20 protein-coding genes, 1 tRNA gene and 1 other RNA gene are annotated in these 21033 nt (G+C 48.9%); all 22 read right to left on the bottom strand.

The annotated features are described in order from the left end of the window. Positions 1 to 12 precede the first annotated feature (12 nt). Complete coding sequence (gene nrdE, locus G548_RS0109430) at positions 13 to 2067, bottom strand: class 1b ribonucleoside-diphosphate reductase subunit alpha (protein ID WP_051143857.1); 2055 nt, start codon at positions 2065 to 2067, stop codon at positions 13 to 15. A 4-nt stretch (positions 2068 to 2071) separates the two neighbouring features. Next, on the bottom strand, positions 2072 to 2467 hold the full coding sequence (gene nrdI / locus G548_RS0109425; RefSeq protein ID WP_022793905.1) for a class Ib ribonucleoside-diphosphate reductase assembly flavoprotein NrdI: 396 nt from the start codon (positions 2465 to 2467) through the stop codon (positions 2072 to 2074). A 417-nt stretch (positions 2468 to 2884) separates the two neighbouring features. Then, positions 2885 to 3502 carry a redoxin domain-containing protein gene (locus G548_RS18790; RefSeq protein ID WP_022793904.1) on the bottom strand — a complete coding sequence of 206 codons (618 nt, stop codon included), beginning with the start codon at positions 3500 to 3502 and terminating at the stop codon, positions 2885 to 2887. Positions 3503 to 3549: 47 nt separating this feature from the next. Beyond that, positions 3550 to 4152: a PepSY domain-containing protein gene (locus tag G548_RS0109415; protein ID WP_022793903.1), complete on the bottom strand. Its 603-nt coding sequence runs from the start codon at positions 4150 to 4152 to the stop codon at positions 3550 to 3552. Between the two features lie 163 nt (positions 4153 to 4315). Next, entirely contained in the window at positions 4316 to 5017 is a 702-nt protein-coding gene (locus G548_RS18785; RefSeq protein WP_022793902.1) for a PepSY domain-containing protein, read from the bottom strand. A 70-nt stretch (positions 5018 to 5087) separates the two neighbouring features. Then, on the bottom strand, positions 5088 to 6440 hold the full coding sequence (locus G548_RS0109405) for a sensor histidine kinase (RefSeq protein ID WP_022793901.1): 1353 nt from the start codon (positions 6438 to 6440) through the stop codon (positions 5088 to 5090). Continuing rightward, on the bottom strand, positions 6437 to 7141 hold the full coding sequence (locus G548_RS0109400) for a response regulator transcription factor (RefSeq protein ID WP_022793900.1): 705 nt from the start codon (positions 7139 to 7141) through the stop codon (positions 6437 to 6439). Before G548_RS0109400 ends, G548_RS0109405 begins: the two co-directional genes overlap by 4 nt. A 36-nt stretch (positions 7142 to 7177) precedes the next feature. After that, positions 7178 to 7675, bottom strand: coding sequence for a DUF1648 domain-containing protein (locus tag G548_RS0109395; RefSeq protein ID WP_022793899.1), 498 nt, complete (start codon positions 7673 to 7675; stop codon positions 7178 to 7180). A gap of 34 nt (positions 7676 to 7709) precedes the next feature. Beyond that, positions 7710 to 7901: a hypothetical protein gene (locus G548_RS0109390; RefSeq protein WP_022793898.1), complete on the bottom strand. Its 192-nt coding sequence runs from the start codon at positions 7899 to 7901 to the stop codon at positions 7710 to 7712. Between the two features lie 376 nt (positions 7902 to 8277). Beyond that, a tRNA-Thr gene (locus G548_RS0109375) sits at positions 8278 to 8353 on the bottom strand. A 94-nt stretch (positions 8354 to 8447) separates the two neighbouring features. Further along, positions 8448 to 9257: a zinc transporter ZupT gene (gene zupT / locus G548_RS0109370; RefSeq protein WP_022793895.1), complete on the bottom strand. Its 810-nt coding sequence runs from the start codon at positions 9255 to 9257 to the stop codon at positions 8448 to 8450. A gap of 191 nt (positions 9258 to 9448) precedes the next feature. Next, positions 9449 to 9810: a transfer-messenger RNA gene (ssrA, locus tag G548_RS19010) on the bottom strand. A gap of 77 nt (positions 9811 to 9887) precedes the next feature. Continuing rightward, a complete protein-coding gene (gene smpB, locus G548_RS0109365) occupies positions 9888 to 10367 on the bottom strand; it encodes an SsrA-binding protein SmpB (RefSeq protein WP_027847310.1) in 480 nt (159 codons plus the stop codon). 80 nt (positions 10368 to 10447) lie between these two features. After that, the gene (gene rnr, locus G548_RS0109360) at positions 10448 to 12778 is read right to left on the bottom strand and encodes a ribonuclease R (protein ID WP_027847309.1); all 2331 of its coding nucleotides are present in this window, start codon (positions 12776 to 12778) and stop codon (positions 10448 to 10450) included. A 48-nt stretch (positions 12779 to 12826) separates the two neighbouring features. Beyond that, positions 12827 to 13579, bottom strand: a complete 753-nt coding sequence (locus tag G548_RS0109355) for an alpha/beta hydrolase (RefSeq protein ID WP_027847308.1) — start codon at positions 13577 to 13579, stop codon at positions 12827 to 12829. A gap of 30 nt (positions 13580 to 13609) precedes the next feature. Next, on the bottom strand, positions 13610 to 14356 hold the full coding sequence (locus tag G548_RS0109350) for an alpha/beta hydrolase (RefSeq protein WP_022793891.1): 747 nt from the start codon (positions 14354 to 14356) through the stop codon (positions 13610 to 13612). 168 nt (positions 14357 to 14524) lie between these two features. Beyond that, positions 14525 to 14755: a preprotein translocase subunit SecG gene (gene secG / locus G548_RS0109345; RefSeq protein WP_022793890.1), complete on the bottom strand. Its 231-nt coding sequence runs from the start codon at positions 14753 to 14755 to the stop codon at positions 14525 to 14527. Positions 14756 to 14919: 164 nt separating this feature from the next. After that, positions 14920 to 16203: a phosphopyruvate hydratase gene (gene eno / locus G548_RS0109340; RefSeq protein WP_022793889.1), complete on the bottom strand. Its 1284-nt coding sequence runs from the start codon at positions 16201 to 16203 to the stop codon at positions 14920 to 14922. Positions 16204 to 16226: 23 nt separating this feature from the next. Next, the gene (gene gpmI / locus G548_RS0109335) at positions 16227 to 17759 is read right to left on the bottom strand and encodes a 2,3-bisphosphoglycerate-independent phosphoglycerate mutase (protein ID WP_022793888.1); all 1533 of its coding nucleotides are present in this window, start codon (positions 17757 to 17759) and stop codon (positions 16227 to 16229) included. After that, positions 17756 to 18514 carry a triose-phosphate isomerase gene (gene tpiA / locus G548_RS0109330; protein ID WP_022793887.1) on the bottom strand — a complete coding sequence of 253 codons (759 nt, stop codon included), beginning with the start codon at positions 18512 to 18514 and terminating at the stop codon, positions 17756 to 17758. The genes gpmI and tpiA overlap by 4 nt, the downstream gene beginning before the upstream one ends. A gap of 44 nt (positions 18515 to 18558) precedes the next feature. Then, a complete protein-coding gene (locus G548_RS0109325) occupies positions 18559 to 19749 on the bottom strand; it encodes a phosphoglycerate kinase (RefSeq protein WP_022793886.1) in 1191 nt (396 codons plus the stop codon). 222 nt (positions 19750 to 19971) lie between these two features. Next, positions 19972 to 20979, bottom strand: coding sequence for a type I glyceraldehyde-3-phosphate dehydrogenase (gene gap / locus G548_RS0109320; protein WP_022793885.1), 1008 nt, complete (start codon positions 20977 to 20979; stop codon positions 19972 to 19974). Positions 20980 to 21033: the final 54 nt, after the last annotated feature.

Here is a 21033-nt window from a genome sequence, read left to right as displayed (position 1 = left end):
GTGCTCCTTTCTTTACACGACGCAGGAGAGGCAGTCGTCCTGTCCTGTGTCTTTTGTCCGCGCATAGTAAATCGTCTTGATACCTTTATGATGAGCGTAGAGATCAATTCGGTTCAGATCTCTTGTAGTGATGGTGTCACGTACAAAGAGAGTAAAGCTGATGCCCTGGTCGATGTGTTCCTGGATAGCTGCGATCATATCCACCACGTTGAACATGTCCATGTCATACGCCGCTTTGTAGTAGAACCAGTTATCCGGTGCGAGACCCGGCATTGGGTAATACGTTTTCGAGTTGCCGTACGTCCGTTCTTCAATGCGCTCCATGATAGGCATAACGGAAGCTGTTGCCGACTGTACATAGGAAATGGAGCCGGTTGGCGCGATCGCCAGGCGGTAGCTGTGGAACAACCCGTGCGTCTGTACCTGCTCCATCAGTTCTTTCCAGTCTTCCGCATCCGGTATAGCCATGCCTTCAAACAGGCCGGCGATTTTAGCCGAAGACGGGAGGTAGGAACGGTTCAGGTACTTATCAAAGTAAGAGCCGTCTGCATAGCTGGAGCCTTCGAATCCGTAGAACGTTTCTCCTGTCTCTTTGGCAAGCTCCATCGAACGCTGGATGGAATAGAAGTTTACAGCCATAAAGAAGAAATCGGCGAATTCCCGTGCTTCCTCGCTTTCGTACGCGATATGATTCTGCGCCAAAAAGCCGTGCAGGTTCATCGCTCCGAGACCGATGGATTTCATCATCTGGTTGCCGCGGCGCACAGCCGGAGCATTTGTAATGTTGGTGTGCGTTGCTACGTGAGTCAGCGAATCGGTGGCGAGCTTCACTGTATCCTTGATTGTTTTGTGCTTCATGACATTGGCAATGTTTAGCGAGCCAAGGTTGCAGGAAATATCGAGTCCAACTTCGTCTTCCTCGCCGTAATCCGTGTAGCTTGATACTTCAGACGCCTGAAGCACTTCAGAACAGAGGTTGGAGAATTTCACTTTAGATACGTTATTCAAAGCATGCGCACGATTCACATTATCCTGGAACATCAGGTACGGATACCCGGATTCCGACCGGAGGATCGCCAGCTTTTCAAGCATGCGGCGGGCATTGACTTTGTCTTTTTTCACGCGGTCGTCCTCGACAAGCTTATCGTACATTTCGCTCATATCCATTTCATCAAGATGTTCACCGTACGCCCGGTAAACTGTATGCGGATAGAACAGGTACATGTCTTTATCCTGACGGGCGAGTTCAACGAATTTGTCCGGAATCACGACTCCGATCGACAGGGTTTTAACACGCACATCCTCATCGGCCGAAATTTTCTTGGAGTCCAGGAAGTCGTGAATATCCCGGTGAAAAATGTTCAAATACGCCGCGCCGGAGCCCTGGCGCTGTCCCATCTGATCTGCGTAACGAAAAGCGTTATCGAGCAGCTTCATTACGCCGACGACGCCTTTTGTCGCGTTTTCCACGTCTTTAATGGCTTCACCCTTCGCCCGGAGCTTCGATAAGTTCAGCGATACACCGCCGCCTACCTTGGACAGCTGCATGGAAATATCAACAGCCCGGGAGATGTCGTTTAAAGAGTCGTTTACTTCAAGCAGGAAGCAGCTGACTAATTCTCCGCGCCGTTTTCTGCCGGCATTCAGGAACGTCGGGGTGCTCGGCTGATAATCCTGGCTCATCATCATTTCTGCAAACTGCTCAGCTTTCTCCGCATTTCCATTGCCGAAATAAAGGGCCACTACAGCCACCCGGTCTTCAAAGCGCTCAAGGATCATTTTCTGATCATTGGTTTTCAGCGCATAATCATTGTAAAATTTAAACGCGCTCATGAATGACGGAAAACGGAATTTCTTTTCATAGCACAGATTGTAGACGCGCTCAATTTCTTCAAATGAATACGCCTCGAGGAATTCTTTTTCATAAAAGTCATTTTCGAGCAGGTAGTCGAGCTTTTCTTTCAGATCGTGAAAGAAAACGGTGTGCTGATTAACGTATTGAATGAAGTATTGATAAACGGCTTCTTTGTCTTTTTCAAATTGAAAGGACCCGTCCTTTTGGAACATGATTTCATTGTTTAACTGGATCCAGTCGGTGGTTTGTGTTTGTTGCAACTTTCATCGCCTCCTCTGCGAAAATGGACACATCGTTTTTTGTTCCGCTCAGTTCGAATTTATGGAGTATAGGAACGTTGTAGTTAACTGCAATCTGGTTAGCGCTTTTGGCAAAATTGTCTCCCCATACTTTATTTCCGCTCGATGCCACAGCGAGAAGCTGCTCTGCATGATCCTCGAGAAATGCTTCTGTGGATTCGGGAATATTCCCAAATCCCTTCGTATAGGTGATAAGGATAAACGGTTCATCGATTTGATCCGCTTCATTCAGACTGTACACCCGGTCAAACGGGATTTTTTCTGCAAAACGCTTCACGTTGCCCGTCATAGAATCAAAAATGATCGGTATCACCGAATCCCCTCCCTGCTTTCTAAAATGTACAATCCTGTGTACACTATTCATATACCACTACTATATATGGTGTAATCATCTTTTTCAACATACATGATATAGATATTTTTCGGTTCATCCTCTTGACAATTAAAATCTCTGCTATACTTCCTTATACTCCGCGATTCTACCCCTGGAATTGTGCACATTTTCTGACAGAAAAAAATTCAGTAAGTAAGGCCTGCTTCTATATCTAGTCGTTTATAAAAACTGGCACGGTCTGCACTACTACATACAGGCATACATTTATTTCAGCGCTTTATGTACGTGGAATAATTTTCGGTAAATTCTTGATACTTTCAGCGTTATCCCAAACAAAAGCAGCCCGCGTTTAAGCCGGCTGCTTCTCCATATTTCATCACCTTTTCAGGCGGGGTTTTATCTTTCCTTCAATTGAATAAGCTCGTTGACGATCCAGTAGGGATCCGGTTGGGCGGCTTCCCAGACAGAGACTGCCACCGTGCCGTCCTGATCGATGACGTACGTTACGTCTGCAGGACAATACGAATGATATCCGCTATGGCGCAGGGCCGCTTTAACCTCCGGGACATCCTGAAGCAGGTAATCCCGGCAGGAGATGCACGCATTATACCAGGAGGCTGCCACAGCATTTGTATCTGCAAGCACTTTTCCCGTGAAGGACATATGCTTCAGTTCTTCCTGAAGCGCAGACACCTGTTCACTGGCAGCTACTACGATCTGGGCGCCCATCTGCCGAAGCAGCGGGGACGCCTCCTGGTAGCTCCGCAGCCGTTCTGTTTCTGCATGTACCCAGCCGCCAAAACAGAACAGAAGCACTACCGGCCCCTGGAGGAGCAGCTGGTTTAACGTAACATTTTCTCCGTCCATGCCGGGCAGCGAAAATGCCGGTGCTTTCTCTCCTATTCTAAGTCCTGGGCAGGCTCCCGGCCGTTTTTCCTGATGCCATTCATTCCATAAGATGTTTTTTGCCCGGTGCAGCTGTGAATTCAGCACCTTTTCCCTCAGTAGTGCCATCCCTGCAAGACTCCTTTCGGATCCCGTTCATCTGCTTTTGTCAGCCTTTAATCATCGTCATCATCATCGTCGTCCTCGTCTTCAATATCCCTCGAAGCGATCGTACCGTCTGCATCATTTATGAAAAAGTCGCCTTCCTGTTCGTTCGTTTCCAACGACAGATCGTATCCGTTCTCTTCACGGTCGAGCTCCCATTCGTTCAGTTCTCCGGACAATTCACCCATACCCGAAGCCACGACATCCTCTAAGCTGACGCTGTCCCCGTCCTGAATCAGCGGTTCCTCATTATCTTTATCATCATCGGTTTCTTTTTCAGTCACATTACCCGAGAACGCGCCTACTTCTACATCGTATTCCTGTTCGCCTTCAAGCTCTATATCGTATTTCTGCTCCTGCATGTCCAGCTCCAGTTCCACCGCCTGGCCGCCCGTTTCTTCCTCAGCAATCAGCACAGCTTCATCGGCAGTAACTTTTTTCTCACCAGAACTGCTATTGTTTTCGTTGCTTTCTGCAGCTGTTTCTTCTGAAGCTTTGTTTGAAGAGGTTTCTGCTTCCACGCCTCCATTCATGGTCGTGTAAGCTCCTGCACCAATAACTGCACCAAGCGCCGTGACCCCCGCCAGACTGCCTGCAAGCACTTTTCCTTTCATGGTCATTTCCCCCTTTATTTGTTGTTGCATCTTTACTATAAAGGCCCGACATGAGAATATCCCTATAAGGAAATGAGAAATTGATGAGAAATACATGAATGGCACATAAAAAGCAAAAAGACAAAAAAAAGCCGCCCGGAATCCTCCAGGCAGCTTCAGCCGTTTAATCATCCCAGGTGACGGAGAGTATTTCTCCGGTGATGCCGTGCACCTGCACCGTAGCTTCGTCGTCATCATTTTGTTCAAGCTCCACGTAGTAAAATGGCTCCCCGGCATCTGATGTTTCAAAATCAACATCATCCACTTGCCCATTCACTTCTTCCTGCGCCCTAGATGCGGCTTCCTGTTCGCTCAGCACGGTTTGGTTTCTTTCTTCGCGGTCCTCACTGTCTTCCTGTTCTTTTTCTTCCAAAACCTCTCCAGACCTGGCATCGATAGTCATTTCTTCCAACGCTTCGCCTTCTGCAAATTCCACTACATACACGGCCGTGCCTTCCCGCGTTTCCCGGCCGATCTCCTCAACAGAAAAGTTGGTCTCTTCTTCTGCTCGGGCGCGTGCTTCTTCTTCAGTTAAAGCTTCTGTATCACCGGTGCTATTGCCCGCCACCCGTGTGACGCCTGTGACCGCTCCGTCTTCAGCATCCACCTGCAGCTGGTAAGTCCCCCGGTCAAGCTCTGTCATCACCTCGTAAGTACCGTTTTGTTTCTCCACGTGCGTAATGTCGCCCTGATACTGTTCCTGCACAGCCTGTTCAATTTCCTCCGGAGACATCTCCGGGGTAGAATACGGAGAAAACCGCCAGACCCCAAGAGCTGCCACTATGATACCGGCCACCAGCACAAACAGAAAGATAACATTTTTCACCGCGGGCCCCCCTCTCCCTGTTGTTATTATTATATGCGTTCATTCTGAGAAATTGATGAGAAAGAGGGGGTTATTCACTGGTTACAGGAAATATTAACCGGACGGCAGTGCCCTGGCCGTAGGTGCTTTCAATTGTGATGCGCGCGCCGAGAGCTTCAGTAATATCTTTAGCAAGCGACAAGCCGAGTCCGTAGCCCCCGCTTGTCCGGGTTCTCGATTCATCGACCCGGTAAAAGCGTTCGAAGACTCGTTCAATATCCTTTTCCGGAATACCGATGCCGCGGTCAATCACAGCAATGACCGGGCCTGTCTCTGTCGTTTCAATTTTTACATTAATGACGTCGCTGCTGTATTTCCGGGCATTATCGAGCAGGATATACAAAAGCTGCTTCACTTTGTCACGATCGGTCTGAACGATTGCCGGTTCCCCGGTCAATTCAATCTGCCGGTGGTAGCTGCTGCGGTAATTTTCCACAGCATCTGCTGCCACTGCCTCCACGTCCACTTCTGTAATATGAAGATTTTCTTTTTCACTCTGACGGGCAAGCAGCAGAAGCTGCTGGGTCAGCTCCCTCATCCTCACCGCTTCGGAATGGATGGCCTCCACCGATTCCCCGATAATTTCCGGCCGGGAGGCACCTCTTCTCTGCAGCAGACTGGCGTATGATTCAATCACGGTCAGCGGCGTTTTTAATTCATGCGACGCGTTGGATACAAACTGCTCCTGTTTATGGTAATTATCCTCGAGACGCTCAATCATTTCATTAAACGTCTCCCCAAGCTGCTCAATTTCATCCCTGGACTTTGATGAAGTGGAAATTCGTTTGAATCTGCCGCTCGTTTGAATATCCCGCATAGTCGCTGACAGCGCTGCGATTGGACGGAGAATCACCGTGCTAAGTAAACGGGCCGAGAGAAAGACCGGGATGACCGCCGCGATAGTGGCGACGATTAATATTATCCGGAGCACCGCCAGGTTTTCTGCTGTCGGACGGAGACTATCGGTAATCTGAATGTTTGCCACCTGCCCGTCTGTCCATATGACCGGTACCGATACGAATGCGTACCGTTCACCGTCGTATTCTATTACCCTTGCATATTCTTCTGAATAATATTGAACAGGCTCATCTGTTAAGCTTCCCTCTTCCGGGGAAGTTACTGTCGCTGCTTCAGATTCATCCTGCAGTACGATTCTGGCCATCCCTTCAGTCGGGGTATATGCCCGCAGCAGCTGTTCGACTGAAAAATTATCCGCGGATTCATTAAACGTGGACGCTGTCTGCCTTCCTTCTTCTACAGTCTGTTCCACTTCACTTCCGATCATCATGCGGGAAAAGGAAAAGTAAATCGCAAGCACTAAAAGAACGACGAGCACTAATACGAGCACCGATGTGTATAAATGAATCTTATTTCCAAGCTTCATGAGAAATCCTTCACTACGTAGCCAACACCGCGCACAGTCTGGATATGCGCGGTGCCAAACGGCTTATCAATTTTATTACGCAAATAACGAATGTAGACGTCCACCACGTTTGTTTCCCCAATGTAATCAAAGCCCCATACCTGCTCTAAAATCTGATCCCGGGACAGTACCTGCTTTTTGTTTTTCAACAGATAATACAGCAGGTCAAACTCTCTGCGCGTCAGCTCCACCGCTTTCCCGCCGGCATACACTTCCCTGGCCGATTCACTCAGCCGCACTTCGCCCACCGACAGCCACTGCTCTTCCTCTGCTTCGGCTTTCAAAGCTGCTTCTGCCTGAAAGCGAAGCGACGAACGGACGCGGGCGAGCAATTCTTCGATCTGAAACGGCTTTGTAATGTAATCATTAGCACCAAGATCAAGTCCGGACACTTTATCTTCGACAGAATCTTTAGCGGTAACAAGCAGGACAGCCGTTTTTGTATTCTGGCTTCGTATCCGTCGCAGCAGTTCAATACCGCTGATCCCCGGAAGCATAATATCGAGAATAATTAAATCCCACGGCTCTGCCTGATACATGGCGAATCCTTCGAGACCGTCGGAAGCTTTCTGAACATAATAGTTTTCATAGGTGAGTTCAAGTTCAAGCACCCGCGCAATTTTTTCTTCATCTTCAACAATCAGTATACGCGCCTGTTCCATTAAGCATCCCTCAATACGCTGCCGGATGGCAGTCTATTATGATGAAGAACGTTGGTTTGAAGCTTTGCCCCACAAAGTAATCGTTCTCCATGTAAAATAAACAGCGGTTCCAATTAAACAAATCAGGAAAAACGAAGGAAAAAACCACCCAAGTCCTTCACTTTCATTCAGGGCGGTACGAACGGTCTGCCACTGAACATAGACAAATCCGAGCGACAGTTCCACGAGGAGCACGGAAATGAGCATCTGCCCTTCGCGTTTAAACACTTCAATTTGATGCTCATTCATTCGTACCGGCAGGCGGAACCATCCCGGGTAACGGAGAGAAAAATACGCCCCGACCCAGATAGCGATCAGCGCCAGCGGCGGTACAAATAAATAATACTTCGCAGCATATTCATTTGGGTCTCCGGTGGCGTCGAAAAACTGGGGCACAATGTAGGGAAGACGGGCCCAATAGAAAAGCACAATCGCAAGCATTCCTACTGAAGCCACGCCTCCTACAATTAATGCTGTTCTTGCAAACGCGGGCATAACGATCTGCCTCCTACTATTCTTTATTCCAGCTTCACCACTGCTGCTTTTTTAACGCTTTTGATATCATTATGAGCGTAACAACACAGGACATCGCAATAATGACCATTACGATACTCCACAGCCATTCTCCAGAGATGATGAAAAAAACACCGAGAATAAGGCTGAGTACTACAATAAATCCTTCGAACCAATAAAAGAATTTCACGGCTGCGTTTGTGTTCATGACTCTCCTCCTGATTTTTCTTTTGATTTCTTTTTACTGCCTGGCTTTTTTCGGCCTGTCTGGTATATGCCAAGCAAAGCACTCAGCATGCCAATTGCTGCTACTATGACGTAAAATGTGGCTCCGAGCCATAGAAAAAAACCGGCGGTCGCCGCAGCCAACAACAAAAATATTATATTAAACGTAAATAGCACCGGGGATCTCAAACTACCCCTCCCTTTCGACTTTATCTTCTATCAACGTATCATTTTCTTTACTCATTGCCCATCTTTTCCTCAAAAAGAGGCCAAAAAACTTCCTCATTGGTCTTTTCTCTTTTTATGCCGGTTTAAAACAAAAAAAGCACCCATCTGCATGGGCGCTGCAATGATATGAATGGTGCTAGTGACAGGACTTGAACCTGCGACCTGATGCTTACGAGGCAACTGCTCTACCAGCTGAGCTACACTAGCGAACGTTTACGGCAAATAATAATATACAAAAACAAAAAAAGTCTGTCAATCAAAAAAGCAGAGACCAGCGGGCGGTCTCTGTCTTTCATCTGCTTTAAATAAACAGCAGCAGGCTCAGTGCCATTACGGCCATGCCACTCACTACCCCGTAAATGGATACATGGGTCTCGTCGTATTTTTTTGCCGCCGGCAGCAGTTCATCCAGAGAGATAAACACCATGATCCCGGCTACAGCAGCAAAGATAATTCCAAACAGTGTATCCGTTAAAAACGGCATGAGCAGAAGGAAAGCCAGAATAGCTCCTGCCGGCTCTGATAGTCCTGATAAAAACGAAAGCCGGAATGCTTTGCGTTTGCTTCCAGTCGCAAAATAAATTGGGACCGAAACAGCCACTCCTTCAGGAATATTGTGTATCGCAATGGCAAGAGCGATCGCAAATCCAAGACCCGGATCATTCAAAGCAGATGTGAACGTCGCGATACCTTCCGGAAAGTTATGTATCGCAATCGCAAGCGCTGTAAAGGTTCCCATTTTCATAAGGCCCTGACGTTCAAGCTCTTCCTTTGACATATCCATCTCTTCCACTCGCTTCACTTCATGCGGATTGCCTTTTTGGGGAACAAGCCGGTCAATAGCAGCAATAAAAATCATTCCCCCAAAAAATCCTCCAACGGTTGCCCACTGGCCGCCAACTTCTCCGAGCGCTCCGACCAGTGACTCCTGTGCTTTAAAAAATATCTCCACCATGGAAACGTAAATCATCACGCCTCCGGAGAAACCGAGCGAAAAAGCCAAAAACCGGGTATTTGTCGTAGAAGTAAAAAAAGCCAGTATACTTCCGATCCCTGTGGCAAGCCCAGCTCCAAGTGTTAACAAAAATGCATAAATGACGTTTGGTTCCATACGCTGCCCCCTTTGTAATCTGATTGGCTTCACGATTTTTTCCCTTATGCAACATTTTAACCATTATTCAATTGTTGTGTCAACGCAAAACTTCTCCCGGCGGGGAACCTGCGCAGGCTTTTCCTATCCCGCGAACGAAAAAAGGTGCTCACGGCTGATAAGCCGTAAGCACCTGTTGTCTCTTCTATGTATGGTGGAGACGGTGGGATTCGAACCCACGTCCAGAGATATTGCCACTTTAGCATCTACGAGCGTAGTCGCTATATTATCATTCGCCAGTACGTCAGCCTAGCAACAGGCTTTCGTACGGCTAGTCTGATTAGTCTCTTCAGCCGCCCTCAGACGGAGGGCGAACTGCGTAGCCCACTAAGAGTGAGACCCCAAATCATTCCACGCGGGCGATGGAATGCGGGATCCGCAAAAGCAGTTGTTACGCTGCTACTGCGAGGTTTTCGTTGTTTTTGCCAGTTATTATTGGCGTGGCATTTTTACGAGCTGCCTCTCGGCTCGCAGCTAAAGCTCAACCTATCCCTGTCGAAGCCGTAACGTCCCCATGTGAAGGAAAAGCATGTGCCCATAGGTTTATGAGCGACATACTATATTATAACGAGAGGCCCGGAGCGTGTCAATCTAGTCGCTCATGCCTTTCATGCTGCGGTTGATTGCTTTGTCCATTTCACGCTTGGCATCCTGTTCCTTGAGCGCCTGGCGTTTGTCGTATTTTTTCTTACCCTTGGCAAGGCCGATTAACACCTTCGCTTTACCGTTTTTAATATAAACCTTCAATGGAATAATGGAGTACCCGGACTGCATGCTTTTACCAATAAGCTTATTAATCTCCCGGCGATGCAGCAGAAGCTTTCTCGTACGCAGAGGATCGTGGTTAAACTGATTTCCCTGTTCATACGGGCTGATATGGGCATTATGCAGAAACAGTTCGTTATTATCGATTTTCCCGAAGCTGTCCTTCAGGTTCATCCTGCCGGCCCGGATCGACTTTATCTCTGTGCCCCGCAGTTCCATACCGGCTTCGAAGGTGTCTTCGATGGTATAATCATGACGGGCCTTTCGATTTTGCGCCAGCACACGGTTCTCTGTTTTTACTGCCATCTCCATTCACCTGCCTTCTGTCTTTATTTTACCATAGGGACCCGGGAGCGTCCTATTTTCCCGGGCTTTCTGCGCTCGTATTATTTCTTTTTGTTGTTTTTTGAGACTTTCGAGTAAAACGGCTTTTTATTACCGGACTTGCCTTTTTTACGTCCGCCGTCTTTTTTATTGCTGTCCTTCTTTTCTCCCTGGCCTTCTTTTCGGCCGGGACGCTTGCCTTTGTTGCCCTGAACAACTTTTGCGGACTCTTTGCGCCGTGCTTTCGCCGGCCGTTTCATGCCCACGATTTCAAAGTCGATGGCCGCTTCGTCAAGATTCACATTCAAAACACGCACTTCCACCTGATCACCGATGCGGTACATGTTTGCGGTACGCTCGCCTATCAGCGCATACTGCTTCGGATCATAGTGATAATAATCATCCGTCAGATAACTGATATGCACCATACCTTCAATAGTGTTTTCGAGCTCCACAAACAGACCGAAGTTCGCGGCTCCGCTTACAAAACCGGTAAACTCTTCCCCGATTTTATCCTTCATATACTGAGCTTTCTTCATACTATCAACTTCCCGCTCGGCATCAATAGCCCGGCGCTCCATCTCCGAAGAATGCTGGGTGATTTCCGGCAGTTCATTTTTCCATTTCTGCTGCGTTTTGTCGTCCATCTGTTTATTGACCAGATACGTACGGATCAGACGGTGAACAATCAAGTCCGGATACCGGCGGATCGGCGACGTAAAGTGGGTGTAGAAGTCTGCCGCCAGCCCAAAGTGGCCGGCGTTTTCAGGGTCATACTTTGCCTGCTGCATCGAGCGCAGCATCACTGTACTGATCACTGCCTGTTCCGGTTCCCCTTTGACAGCGTCAAGCACCTCCTGGAGTGCACGCGGATGGACCGTATTCGCCGTTCCTTTGACTGCATAGCCAAAGTTCGTCACAAACTCCACAAACGACTGCAGCTTGTCTTCGGCCGGATCTTCGTGGATCCGGTAGACAAACGGCACCTTCATCCAATGAAAGTGCTCGGCTACCGTTTCATTGGCGGCCAGCATAAACTCTTCAATCAGCTTTTCAGCAACCGAACGCTCACGCAGCACCACGTCTGTCGGAGCAGTCGTTTCATCCACTAGCACCTGTGCTTCCTTGAAATCAAAATCGATGGCGCCTCTTCCAAACCGCTTCTCGCGCAGAATGGCAGCAAGCTCTTCCATGCGTTCAAACATTGGTACAAGTTCGCTGTATTCCTCCCGCTTCGCCTGATTGTTTTCTTCCAGAATCAGGCGGACGTCATTGTACGTCATACGGGCAGCTGTGCGAATTACGCTTTCAAAGATTTCATGATTAACGACTTCGCCATCCGGCGTCACTTCCATCTCACAGGAAAGCGTCAGCCGGTCCACCTGCGGGTTCAGGCTGCAGATGCCGTTTGACAAACGGTGCGGAATCATCGGAATTACCCGGTCCACCAAATATACACTTGTGGCCCGTTCTGCGGCCTCCACATCGATAGGTGTCCCTTCGTCCACATAATAGCTGACGTCTGCAATATGAACACCAAGCTTATAGTTGCCGTTATTATATTTCGTCACCGTAACGGCGTCATCGAGATCCTTTGCGTCTGCTCCGTCGATAGTCACGATAGTTTCGTCGCGCAGATCCCGGCGCTGTTTAATTTCACTTTCATCAATTATGTCCGGGGTTTTCTGGGCCTGTTCCACAGCTTCCTCCGGAAAATCTCCCGGGAGGCCGTGCTTATGAATAATCGACAGAATATCCACGCCCGGGTCATTTTTATGGCCGATGATATTGACGACTTTCCCTTCAGCCCCTGAAGCTGCATCCGGATATTTCGTCAGCTCTACAACAACCTTATGGCCGTCCACTGCTCCGTTTTCTGCGTCCTGTGGAATATAAATGTCATCGCGGATATGCTTATCATCCGCCGCCACAAATCCGTAATTACCGTAGCGCTGGTACGTGCCAACGACCTTTTCAATACCGCGTTCGATGATCCGGATAATCGTGCCTTCGGTTTTACTCCCCTGGCTCGAGTCCGAGATACGAACGAGTACAGTATCTTTGTTCATGGCACCGTTAATTTCCCCGGCCGGTACAAAAATGTCATCGCGTTCTTTTTCCTCCGGAATAATAAAGGCAAATCCTTTCGCATGGCTCTGTACGCGTCCACGCATCAGATTCATTTTCTCCGGTATGCCGTAGCGGTTGCTTCTCGTCCGGACAACGTCTCCGCTGTCCTCCATTTCGTTTAGCGTCTTCATGAGACGCTTAATATCTTCTGCCGAATCCGCCTGAAGCGTTTCCTGGATCTCCTCAATGGTTGCAGGGCCCGCAGAATCGTTTTTCAGGTAATTCAGCAGTGTCTGTTTTATTTCCTGGTCCAACGTTTTCATCTCCTTTCAATTTTGTTGTGATAAACGTTTTGAGCCTTACGCTCTTTGTTATTTTGACCAATTTAATCCGTCTAAAAACTGATAAACATCTTCGTTCAGTTCATCGCGGTCATTCCCGAGGGTGATAACGTGCGGGGAGTCCGGATACCACTTAATCTGTTTATCCTCCGAAGAGATTTCTTCATAAATGATATTTGCGCTGTCTTCTGCAATCATATCATCTTTTTCGCCCTGCACAATCATTGCCGGAACGTGAACCATATCTAGGCCTTCTGACACTTCCCGGATCAGCCGGTTAACCGAGTGCAGGGTATCCGTCGGCAGCTGACGGAATTCCATAATTTCTTTATCAATCTGGTCCTGGTCTTTCCCTTCCAGGCGTTTAAATTCTTTCGCATAATTGATGACGTCGCCATACAATTTGTCTGCGTTGTTGAACGTCGACATTGGGGCGCTCATCGGAATAACACCAAGTACGTCGTAATGATACGCCACCCGCAGAGCCATCAGCCCGCCGAGAGATAAGCCCCCGACGGCGATCTGGTCAAAGCCTCTTTCCTTTAATTCCTCAATGCCCGCTTTTACATCCTCCCACCAGTCGTGGTAGTCCGTTTCCATCAGCTCCTCCGGAGGCACACCGTGGCCTTTGTACACCGGCGCATGGACAGTATAACCTTTCTTTTCCAAAAATCGTCCCATCATCCGGACATCCGCAGATGACCCTGTGAATCCGTGCAGCAGTAGAACTGCACGATTCCCACCTTCAAAGGTAAATGACTTAGGGGGTACTACACGCATGATTCATCATCTCCTATCTGTTTCTTTTCTATATTAATCAATCGTTCGCATAAGATTCTCAGCATTTATTTGTGCTGAAGTTAGAAATAACTTTACATCGTTCACTGCTTCATGCCGGTGCGGCCCGTGAAAGAGAAAATGCTTGCCATTTTTATAAAGCACAAACTGCTTCACGGGACTGTTCACCGTTTTGTATATACGCGCTGCGCTTCGCACGGGCACCAGCCCGTCTTTTTCACCCTGGCCAATAAATACCGGGCAGTCTACTTTTCCAACAAACGGGCGCAGCACGCGGGCTGCCTGCTGAAACTCCCGAAGCGCCCATCCCGGAGTTTTTAATTTTTCTGCGGCTACACCGTACCAGGGATGCAGCGACCCTCTGACACGTCCGCTCGCGACAAGCAGCATGTCTTTCAGAAACTGTCCGGGGTTGATATACTCCATCGGCGTACCAATAAGCACAAGCCGCTCCACCTTGTAACGGGCTGCCACGTAGCAGGCAAGCAGTCCGCCCATCGAAAACCCAATCACGTACAGAGTGCTGCATGCAGCCGCCAGTTTTTTCGCCGCGCGGTCAGCAGCATGAATCCATGTCACATAGGAAACACGGCTTTGAATACTGAAGCTTCCGTATGCATGTCCTGGAAGCACCGGTGCTTCCACTATCCAGTCCGTATTCGCACGAAGCTCTTCAGCAATCGGTTCGACCTCCCAAGGAGAGCCTGTAAATCCATGCAGACACAAACATCCAATCGTCTTGTTTTTAGCTGCTGTGTTCATGCTACTGCTCCCTCATCTTTTATTTACCGCTGCCCGGGCGCCAAAACGTTAAACTTCCACCTGCTTCTTTGATTCACTAAATACAGGAAAAACAAACATAGGCCGGTAACAGAAAAAACAGCGAACGATGGAACCGTCCGCTGCTGAGATAGCTTCCTATACTGTCTGTCAGACAAAATAGGCGATGAGTATGGTAAGAACAAAGAACAACACAGCCAGAACTACCGTAAACTGAATCAGAAAGGCTTCAATGCCTCTCGCTTTCTGTTTGCCAACCATTTGTTCGGCTCCGCCGGATATTGCTCCTGCCAAACCGCTGCTTCGGCCCGACTGCAATAAAATAATTGCAATAAGCATGACCGCAACGACTATTAATGCAACGTACAACGCCGTTATCATCACCCGTACACCTCCACGTTCCAATTACGCTTGTATTAATGTAACACACCAGCACGTGCAGCGCAAGCACATGCAGCAGTGCAGGCTGTATACCCTGTGGCAGGGGTGGTTTATTCAATTGTAAAAAACCGCAGCCCGTATTCCGGGCCGCGGTCGAAAAGCACTTATTTGTTCAGGTTATAAAAAGCATCCTTGCCCAGATAAACAGCGGTTTCCGCCAGCTCATCATTGATGCGCAGAAGCTGGTTGTATTTGGCCACACGATCAGTACGGGACGGAGCGCCTGTTTTAATCTGACCCGCGTTGGTCGCTACTGCGATGTCCGCGATTGTCGTATCTTCTGTTTCACCGGAACGGTGGGAAATAACGGCTGTGTAGCCAGCACGCTTCGCCATTTCAATAGCATCAAAGGTTTCAGTCAGTGTACCGATCTGGTTCACCTTGATCAGAATGGAGTTGCCGATGCCCTTTTCAATGCCTTCTTTGAGCTTGTTGGTGTTGGTCACAAACAAGTCGTCGCCCACGAGCTGGACTTTGTCGCCAAGAGCGTCTGTAAGCTTTTTGAAGCCTTCCCAGTCGTTTTCATCCAGACCGTCTTCAATGGAGATGATTGGATATTTCGACACCATGTCCTGGTAAAATTCGATCATTTCGTCTGCTGTTTTCACAACGCCTTCACCTTTAAGGTGATATTTTCCGTCTTCGTACATTTCAGAAGCAGCAGAGTCCATGGCGAGCATAATTTCTTCGCCAGGCTTGTAGCCTGCTTTTTCGATAGCCTCAATGATCGTTTGAAGTGCTTCTTCATTCGAGCCGAGGTTCGGGGCGAAGCCGCCTTCGTCGCCGACACCTGTGTTATAGCCTTTGCTCCCAAGTACCTTTTTCAGGTTGTGGAAGATTTCTGCACCCATACGGACAGCTTCAAGGAAGTTGCTCGCGCCGACCGGCATAACCATGAATTCCTGGAAGTCGACGTTGTTGTCTGCGTGCTCGCCGCCGTTCAGGATGTTCATCATTGGAACCGGCAGGGTTTTCGCATTAAAGCCGCCGAGATACTCATACAGCGTAACGCCGAGTTCGTCAGCTGCCGCGCGCGCTACCGCCATCGAAACGCCGAGAATGGCATTGGCGCCGAAGCTGCCTTTGTTGTCTGTGCCGTCGAGTTCGATCATTGCCTGGTCGATGCCTGTCTGATCTGTTACATCGAACCCAATGATTTCCTCTGCGATAGTTTCATTCACATTGTCGACTGCTTTAGTGACACCTTTGCCCATGAAGCGGTCGCCGCCGTCACGAAGCTCTACCGCTTCGTATTCACCGGTGGAAGCGCCGCTTGGTACAAGTGCGCGTCCGAAGGCGCCTGTTTCAGTAAATACTTCTACTTCTACTGTTGGATTCCCGCGGGAATCGAGCACTTCGCGTGCGTAAATATCTGCAATTAAACTCATTGATGATTCACTCCTCTGAATGGTTATTGAATGAGGGACTGACCCGTCATTTCTTTTGGTTTTTCTATCTGCAGCAGCTCTACGGCTGTTGGACACAGGTCTGCGAGCACGCCGCCTTTGCGAAGCTTCGCATTTTCATCTCCTGTGACAATGACCGGCACCGGATTGGTAGTGTGAGCTGTCATCGGTTTATCATCCGGCGTTGTTACTTCATCGGAGTTTCCGTGGTCTGCCGTGATGATGGCGCGTCCGCCCTTATCGTGCAGCAGGTCCACGACACGTCCGAGGCATTCATCCACTGCTTCAATTGCTTTAACCGTGGCATCAAGGTCGCCGGAGTGCCCTACCATGTCCGGATTTGCAAAGTTCAGCACGATGAAATCATGCTTTTCAGACTGAATTTCGCTTTCAAGCGCCTCAGTCACTTCATATACGCTCATTTCCGGCTGCAGATCGTACGTAGCCACCTTCGGCGAATCGATCAGCACCCGTGTTTCGCCCTTAAACTCTTCCTCGCGTCCACCGCTGAAGAAAAAGGTTACATGCGGATATTTTTCCGTTTCTGCAATGCGAAGCTGATGCAGTCCGGCGTCTGAAACGATTTCTCCCATTGTATTGACCAGGTCCTGCGGAGGGTAGGCGATTTCAGCGTTTACCGAATCACTGTACTGCGTCATGCTGACAAATTTCAGATTGGATGGAAATTTATCTCCGCGATCCAAACCGTTGAACCCATCCTGTGTAAACACCTGTGAAAGCTGGATAGCCCGGTCCGGGCGGAAGTTGAAGAAAATCACTGCATCGTTGTCCTGCAGCCGGCCGACTGCTTCTCCGTCTTTTGTAATAACCGACGGAAGCACAAATTCATCCCATACTTCTTCTTCATACGAAGCGTCCACAACCTCTTCAGCCGTTTCATAGGAAGGTCCTTCTCCGTACGTAATCGCCCGGTAGGATTTATCCACACGTTCCCAGCGGTTGTCACGGTCCATGGCGTAGTAACGGCCCTGCACCGTAGCAATATCGCCGGTACCTATTTCTTTCATATAGTCTTCCACTTCGGATACATACTGTTTAGCGGAGCGCTGACCCACGTCACGGCCATCCAAAAAGGCATGAACATACACTTGCTCAATTTCTTTTTCCTTCGCCATGTCGAGCAGTGCTTTTAAATGGTCTATATGGCTGTGGACCCCGCCGTCAGAAAGCAGGCCGAATAAATGAAGGGCGCTGTCGTTTTCTTTTACGTGATCTACAGCATGCTGAAATGCCTGATTGTTTTTGAACGTTCCTTCTTTGATGCCCTTATTAATTAAGGAAAGGCTTTGATAGACGACCCGGCCGGCTCCGATATTCATATGGCCGACTTCTGAGTTGCCCATTTGTCCTTCAGGCAGGCCGACTGCTTCACCGAAAGCCGTCAGTGTTTCATGCGGATACTGGTTCCAATAGCGGTCAAAGTTTGGCGTGCTTGCCTTCGCTACCGCGTTCCCTTTGGTTTCTTCCCGGCAGGCGTAGCCGTCCAGGATAATCAGTGCTACTGGCTGATTGCTCATTTTTTCCCCGCCTCTGCAAGCTCAAGGAAGACATCCGGCTTCAGGCTGGCACCGCCGACAAGTGCACCGTCGATGTGCTCTTTCGCCATGTACGTTTCAATGTTTTCCGGTTTTACACTGCCGCCGTATTGAATACGTACTTTGTCTGCTGTGTCCTGATCATACTGATCGGCAAGTGCTTTTCTTACCGAACCGCATGTTTCATCCGCATCCTCTGCAGTGGAGGATTTGCCTGTACCAATGGCCCAGATCGGCTCGTAAGCGACAACCACTTTTGCAGCGTCCTCGGCACTCAGTCCGGCAAAGCCTTTTTCAATCTGTTCGCGCACGACTGCTTCTGTAGAGCCGTTTTCTTTCTGCTCAAGGGATTCGCCGCAGCACATGATCGGTGTTAACCCGTGGTTCAGTGCTGCTTTTACTTTTTGATTAACTGTTTCATCGGTTTCGTTAAACATTTCGCGGCGCTCAGAGTGGCCGATAATGACGTAAGGAATGTTCAGGTCTGCGAGCGCTGCCGGACTGATTTCTCCGGTAAATGCCCCACTGTCTTCCTGGTGCATATTCTGGGCACCAATTTTCACGTCGCTCGATGCCGCCGCTTCATTCATATCCTTCAGAAACAGAGCCGGTGCACACACTACCGTTTCCACGTCTTCTGCGTTCGGTACTTTGCCTGCTACCTGCTCAATAAATTCCACTGCTTCGCCGTGAAGCTTATTCATCTTCCAGTTGCCTGCTATGATTGGTTTTCTCATTGTTTCACCCCGCTAAGATTATAGTAAATATACGTTCCGGCTGTTTATTTATCATCCAGTGCTGCCACACCCGGCAGAACTTTTCCTTCGATAAATTCAAGCGATGCTCCGCCGCCGGTGGACATATGGCTCATTTTGTCTGCAAGGCCGAATTTTTCCACTGCTGCTGCAGAATCGCCGCCACCAATGACCGTGTACGTGCCTGAAGCTTCAGCCATTGCCTCCGCAATTGCGCGAGTCCCTTTTTCAAATGTAGCGAATTCAAACACGCCGACCGGCCCGTTCCAGATCACAAGCTTCGAATCTTTAATGACGTTCGCATATTCTTTTCTCGTTTCCGGTCCAATATCCAACGCTTCCCAATCGGATGGAATGCTGTCGATTTTTACTGTCTGCGTGTTCGCATCATCGCTGAAGTCATCGGAAACAATAACATCCTTTGGCATATAAAAGTTTACGCCCTTGTCTTTCGCCTTCTGCATGAATTCTCTCGCCATATCAAGCTTGTCTTCTTCAAGCATGGACTGGCCGATTTCATATCCCTGCGCTTTGACAAACGTATACGCAAGTCCGCCGCCGATAATGAGATTGTCTACGATATCGAGGAGGTTATCGATAACGCCGATTTTATCTTTCACTTTTGCTCCTCCGACAATTGCTGTGAATGGACGGTCCGGATCCTCAAGCGCCTGGCCGAGCACATCGAGTTCCTTTTCCATCAGCAGGCCGGCTGCAGAAGGAAGGTGGCGTGCCACTCCTTCGGTGGACGCATGGGCACGGTGCGCTGCCCCGAATGCATCGTTCACATAAATGTCTGCAAGGGATGCTATGTTTTTTGCCAGGGTTTCATCATTTTTCTCTTCACCTGCTTCAAAGCGCAGGTTTTCAAGAAGCAAGATTTCTCCGTCCTGGAGGGATGCCGCTGCCTGCTTAGCCTCTTCACCGTATACTTCGTCGACCTTTTTCACGTCGACATTCATAATTTCGCCAAGACGGGCTGCTGCCGGGCCGAGTCGAAGCTCTTCCACTGCTTCCCCTTTCGGACGTCCGAGGTGGCTGCCGAGAATGACGCGCGCTCCCTGTTCGGATAAGTATTGAATTGTTGGTACAGCTGCACGAATTCGTGCGTCATCCGTAATGCTTTCGCCTTTCATTGGTACGTTGAAATCAACGCGGCAGAAAACAGTTTTGCCCTTCAAGTCTAAATCGCGGATGGTTTTCTTATTTAACGCCATTGCCAAACCTCCCTTAAATTATCTTCCTCATCTATCATAACAAAAATCTGCACTTCCGTTCTTTACCCGCCGCAGAAAAAACTGGAACGTCTATTTTTATTACTGCGGCGGCCTGAACGGAAATACCGGATTTTTGAGGGGCCGGGACCCGGCCCCTCCACACCCAAAAAAGGGAGGAAGAAATAATATTCTCCTCCCTTTCTCAAGTATTAAACGTATGATTTACAGTTTTTTGCCAAAGCTTGCTGCGAGGTCCACAACACGGCTGGAATAACCGAATTCGTTGTCGTACCAAGCGATTACTTTAACCATGTTGTCCTGCATAACGAGTGTCGAAAGAGCGTCTACTGTGGAAGAATAGGCGCTTCCGTTGTAGTCCTTCGATACGAGCGGCTCTTCGCTGTAGCCAAGAATGCCTTTGAGTTCATCAGATTCAGAAGCTTCTTTCAAGGCGTTGTTCAACTCGTCTACTGTTACGTCTTTGTCGAGCTCTGCCACGAAGTCCACGAGGGAAACGTTTGGAGTAGGAACACGCATTGCACCGCCGGTAAGCTTACCGTCAAGCTGTGGAAGCACGAGTGCTACTGCCTGAGCGGCACCTGTAGTTGTCGGAATGATGTTTTCAGCGCCAGCGCGCGCACGGCGAAGGTCCTTGTGCGGGCCGTCCTGGATCTGCTGGTCACTCGTGTAGGAGTGGACTGTGTTCATCAGGCCGCGTTTGATGCCGAATTTTTCGTCCAGTACTTTAGCTACTGGAGCCAGGCAGTTGGTTGTGCAGGATGCGTTGGAAACGACTTTGTGCTCGTCCGGCTTGAATTCGCCTTCGTTAACACCGACAACAAATGTTGCGTCTACGCCTTTAGCCGGTGCAGAGATGATAACGTTTTTCGCTCCGCCCTCAAGGTGTTTTGCTGCCTGATCGCGCTGCGTAAAGATACCTGTGGATTCAACGACGATTTCAGCGTCTACGCCTTTCCAGTCGATCTTTGCAGGGTCTTTTTCAGAGAAAACGGTCAGCTTTTGGCCGTTGATTGTAAGATTGTCGCCGCTTGCCTGGATTTCTGCGTCAAGCGTGCCGTGAACCGTGTCGTATTTTAAAAGATGAGCAAGCGTATCAGTGTCTGTCAGGTCGTTTACTGCTACTACTTCAACATCCGGGTTGTTTAACGCTGCACGATAAACGTTACGTCCAATACGTCCAAAACCGTTAATACCAATTTTTGTTGCCATAATAATTTTTCCTCCTTGGAATATAAATAATTGTGAAAGCTACTGCAGCATAAT

This window comes from Marinococcus halotolerans DSM 16375 (genome assembly GCF_000420725.1).
GTDB lineage: Bacteria > Bacillota > Bacilli > Bacillales > Marinococcaceae > Marinococcus > Marinococcus halotolerans.
This window is presented reverse-complemented; position numbering and strand designations above follow the sequence as displayed.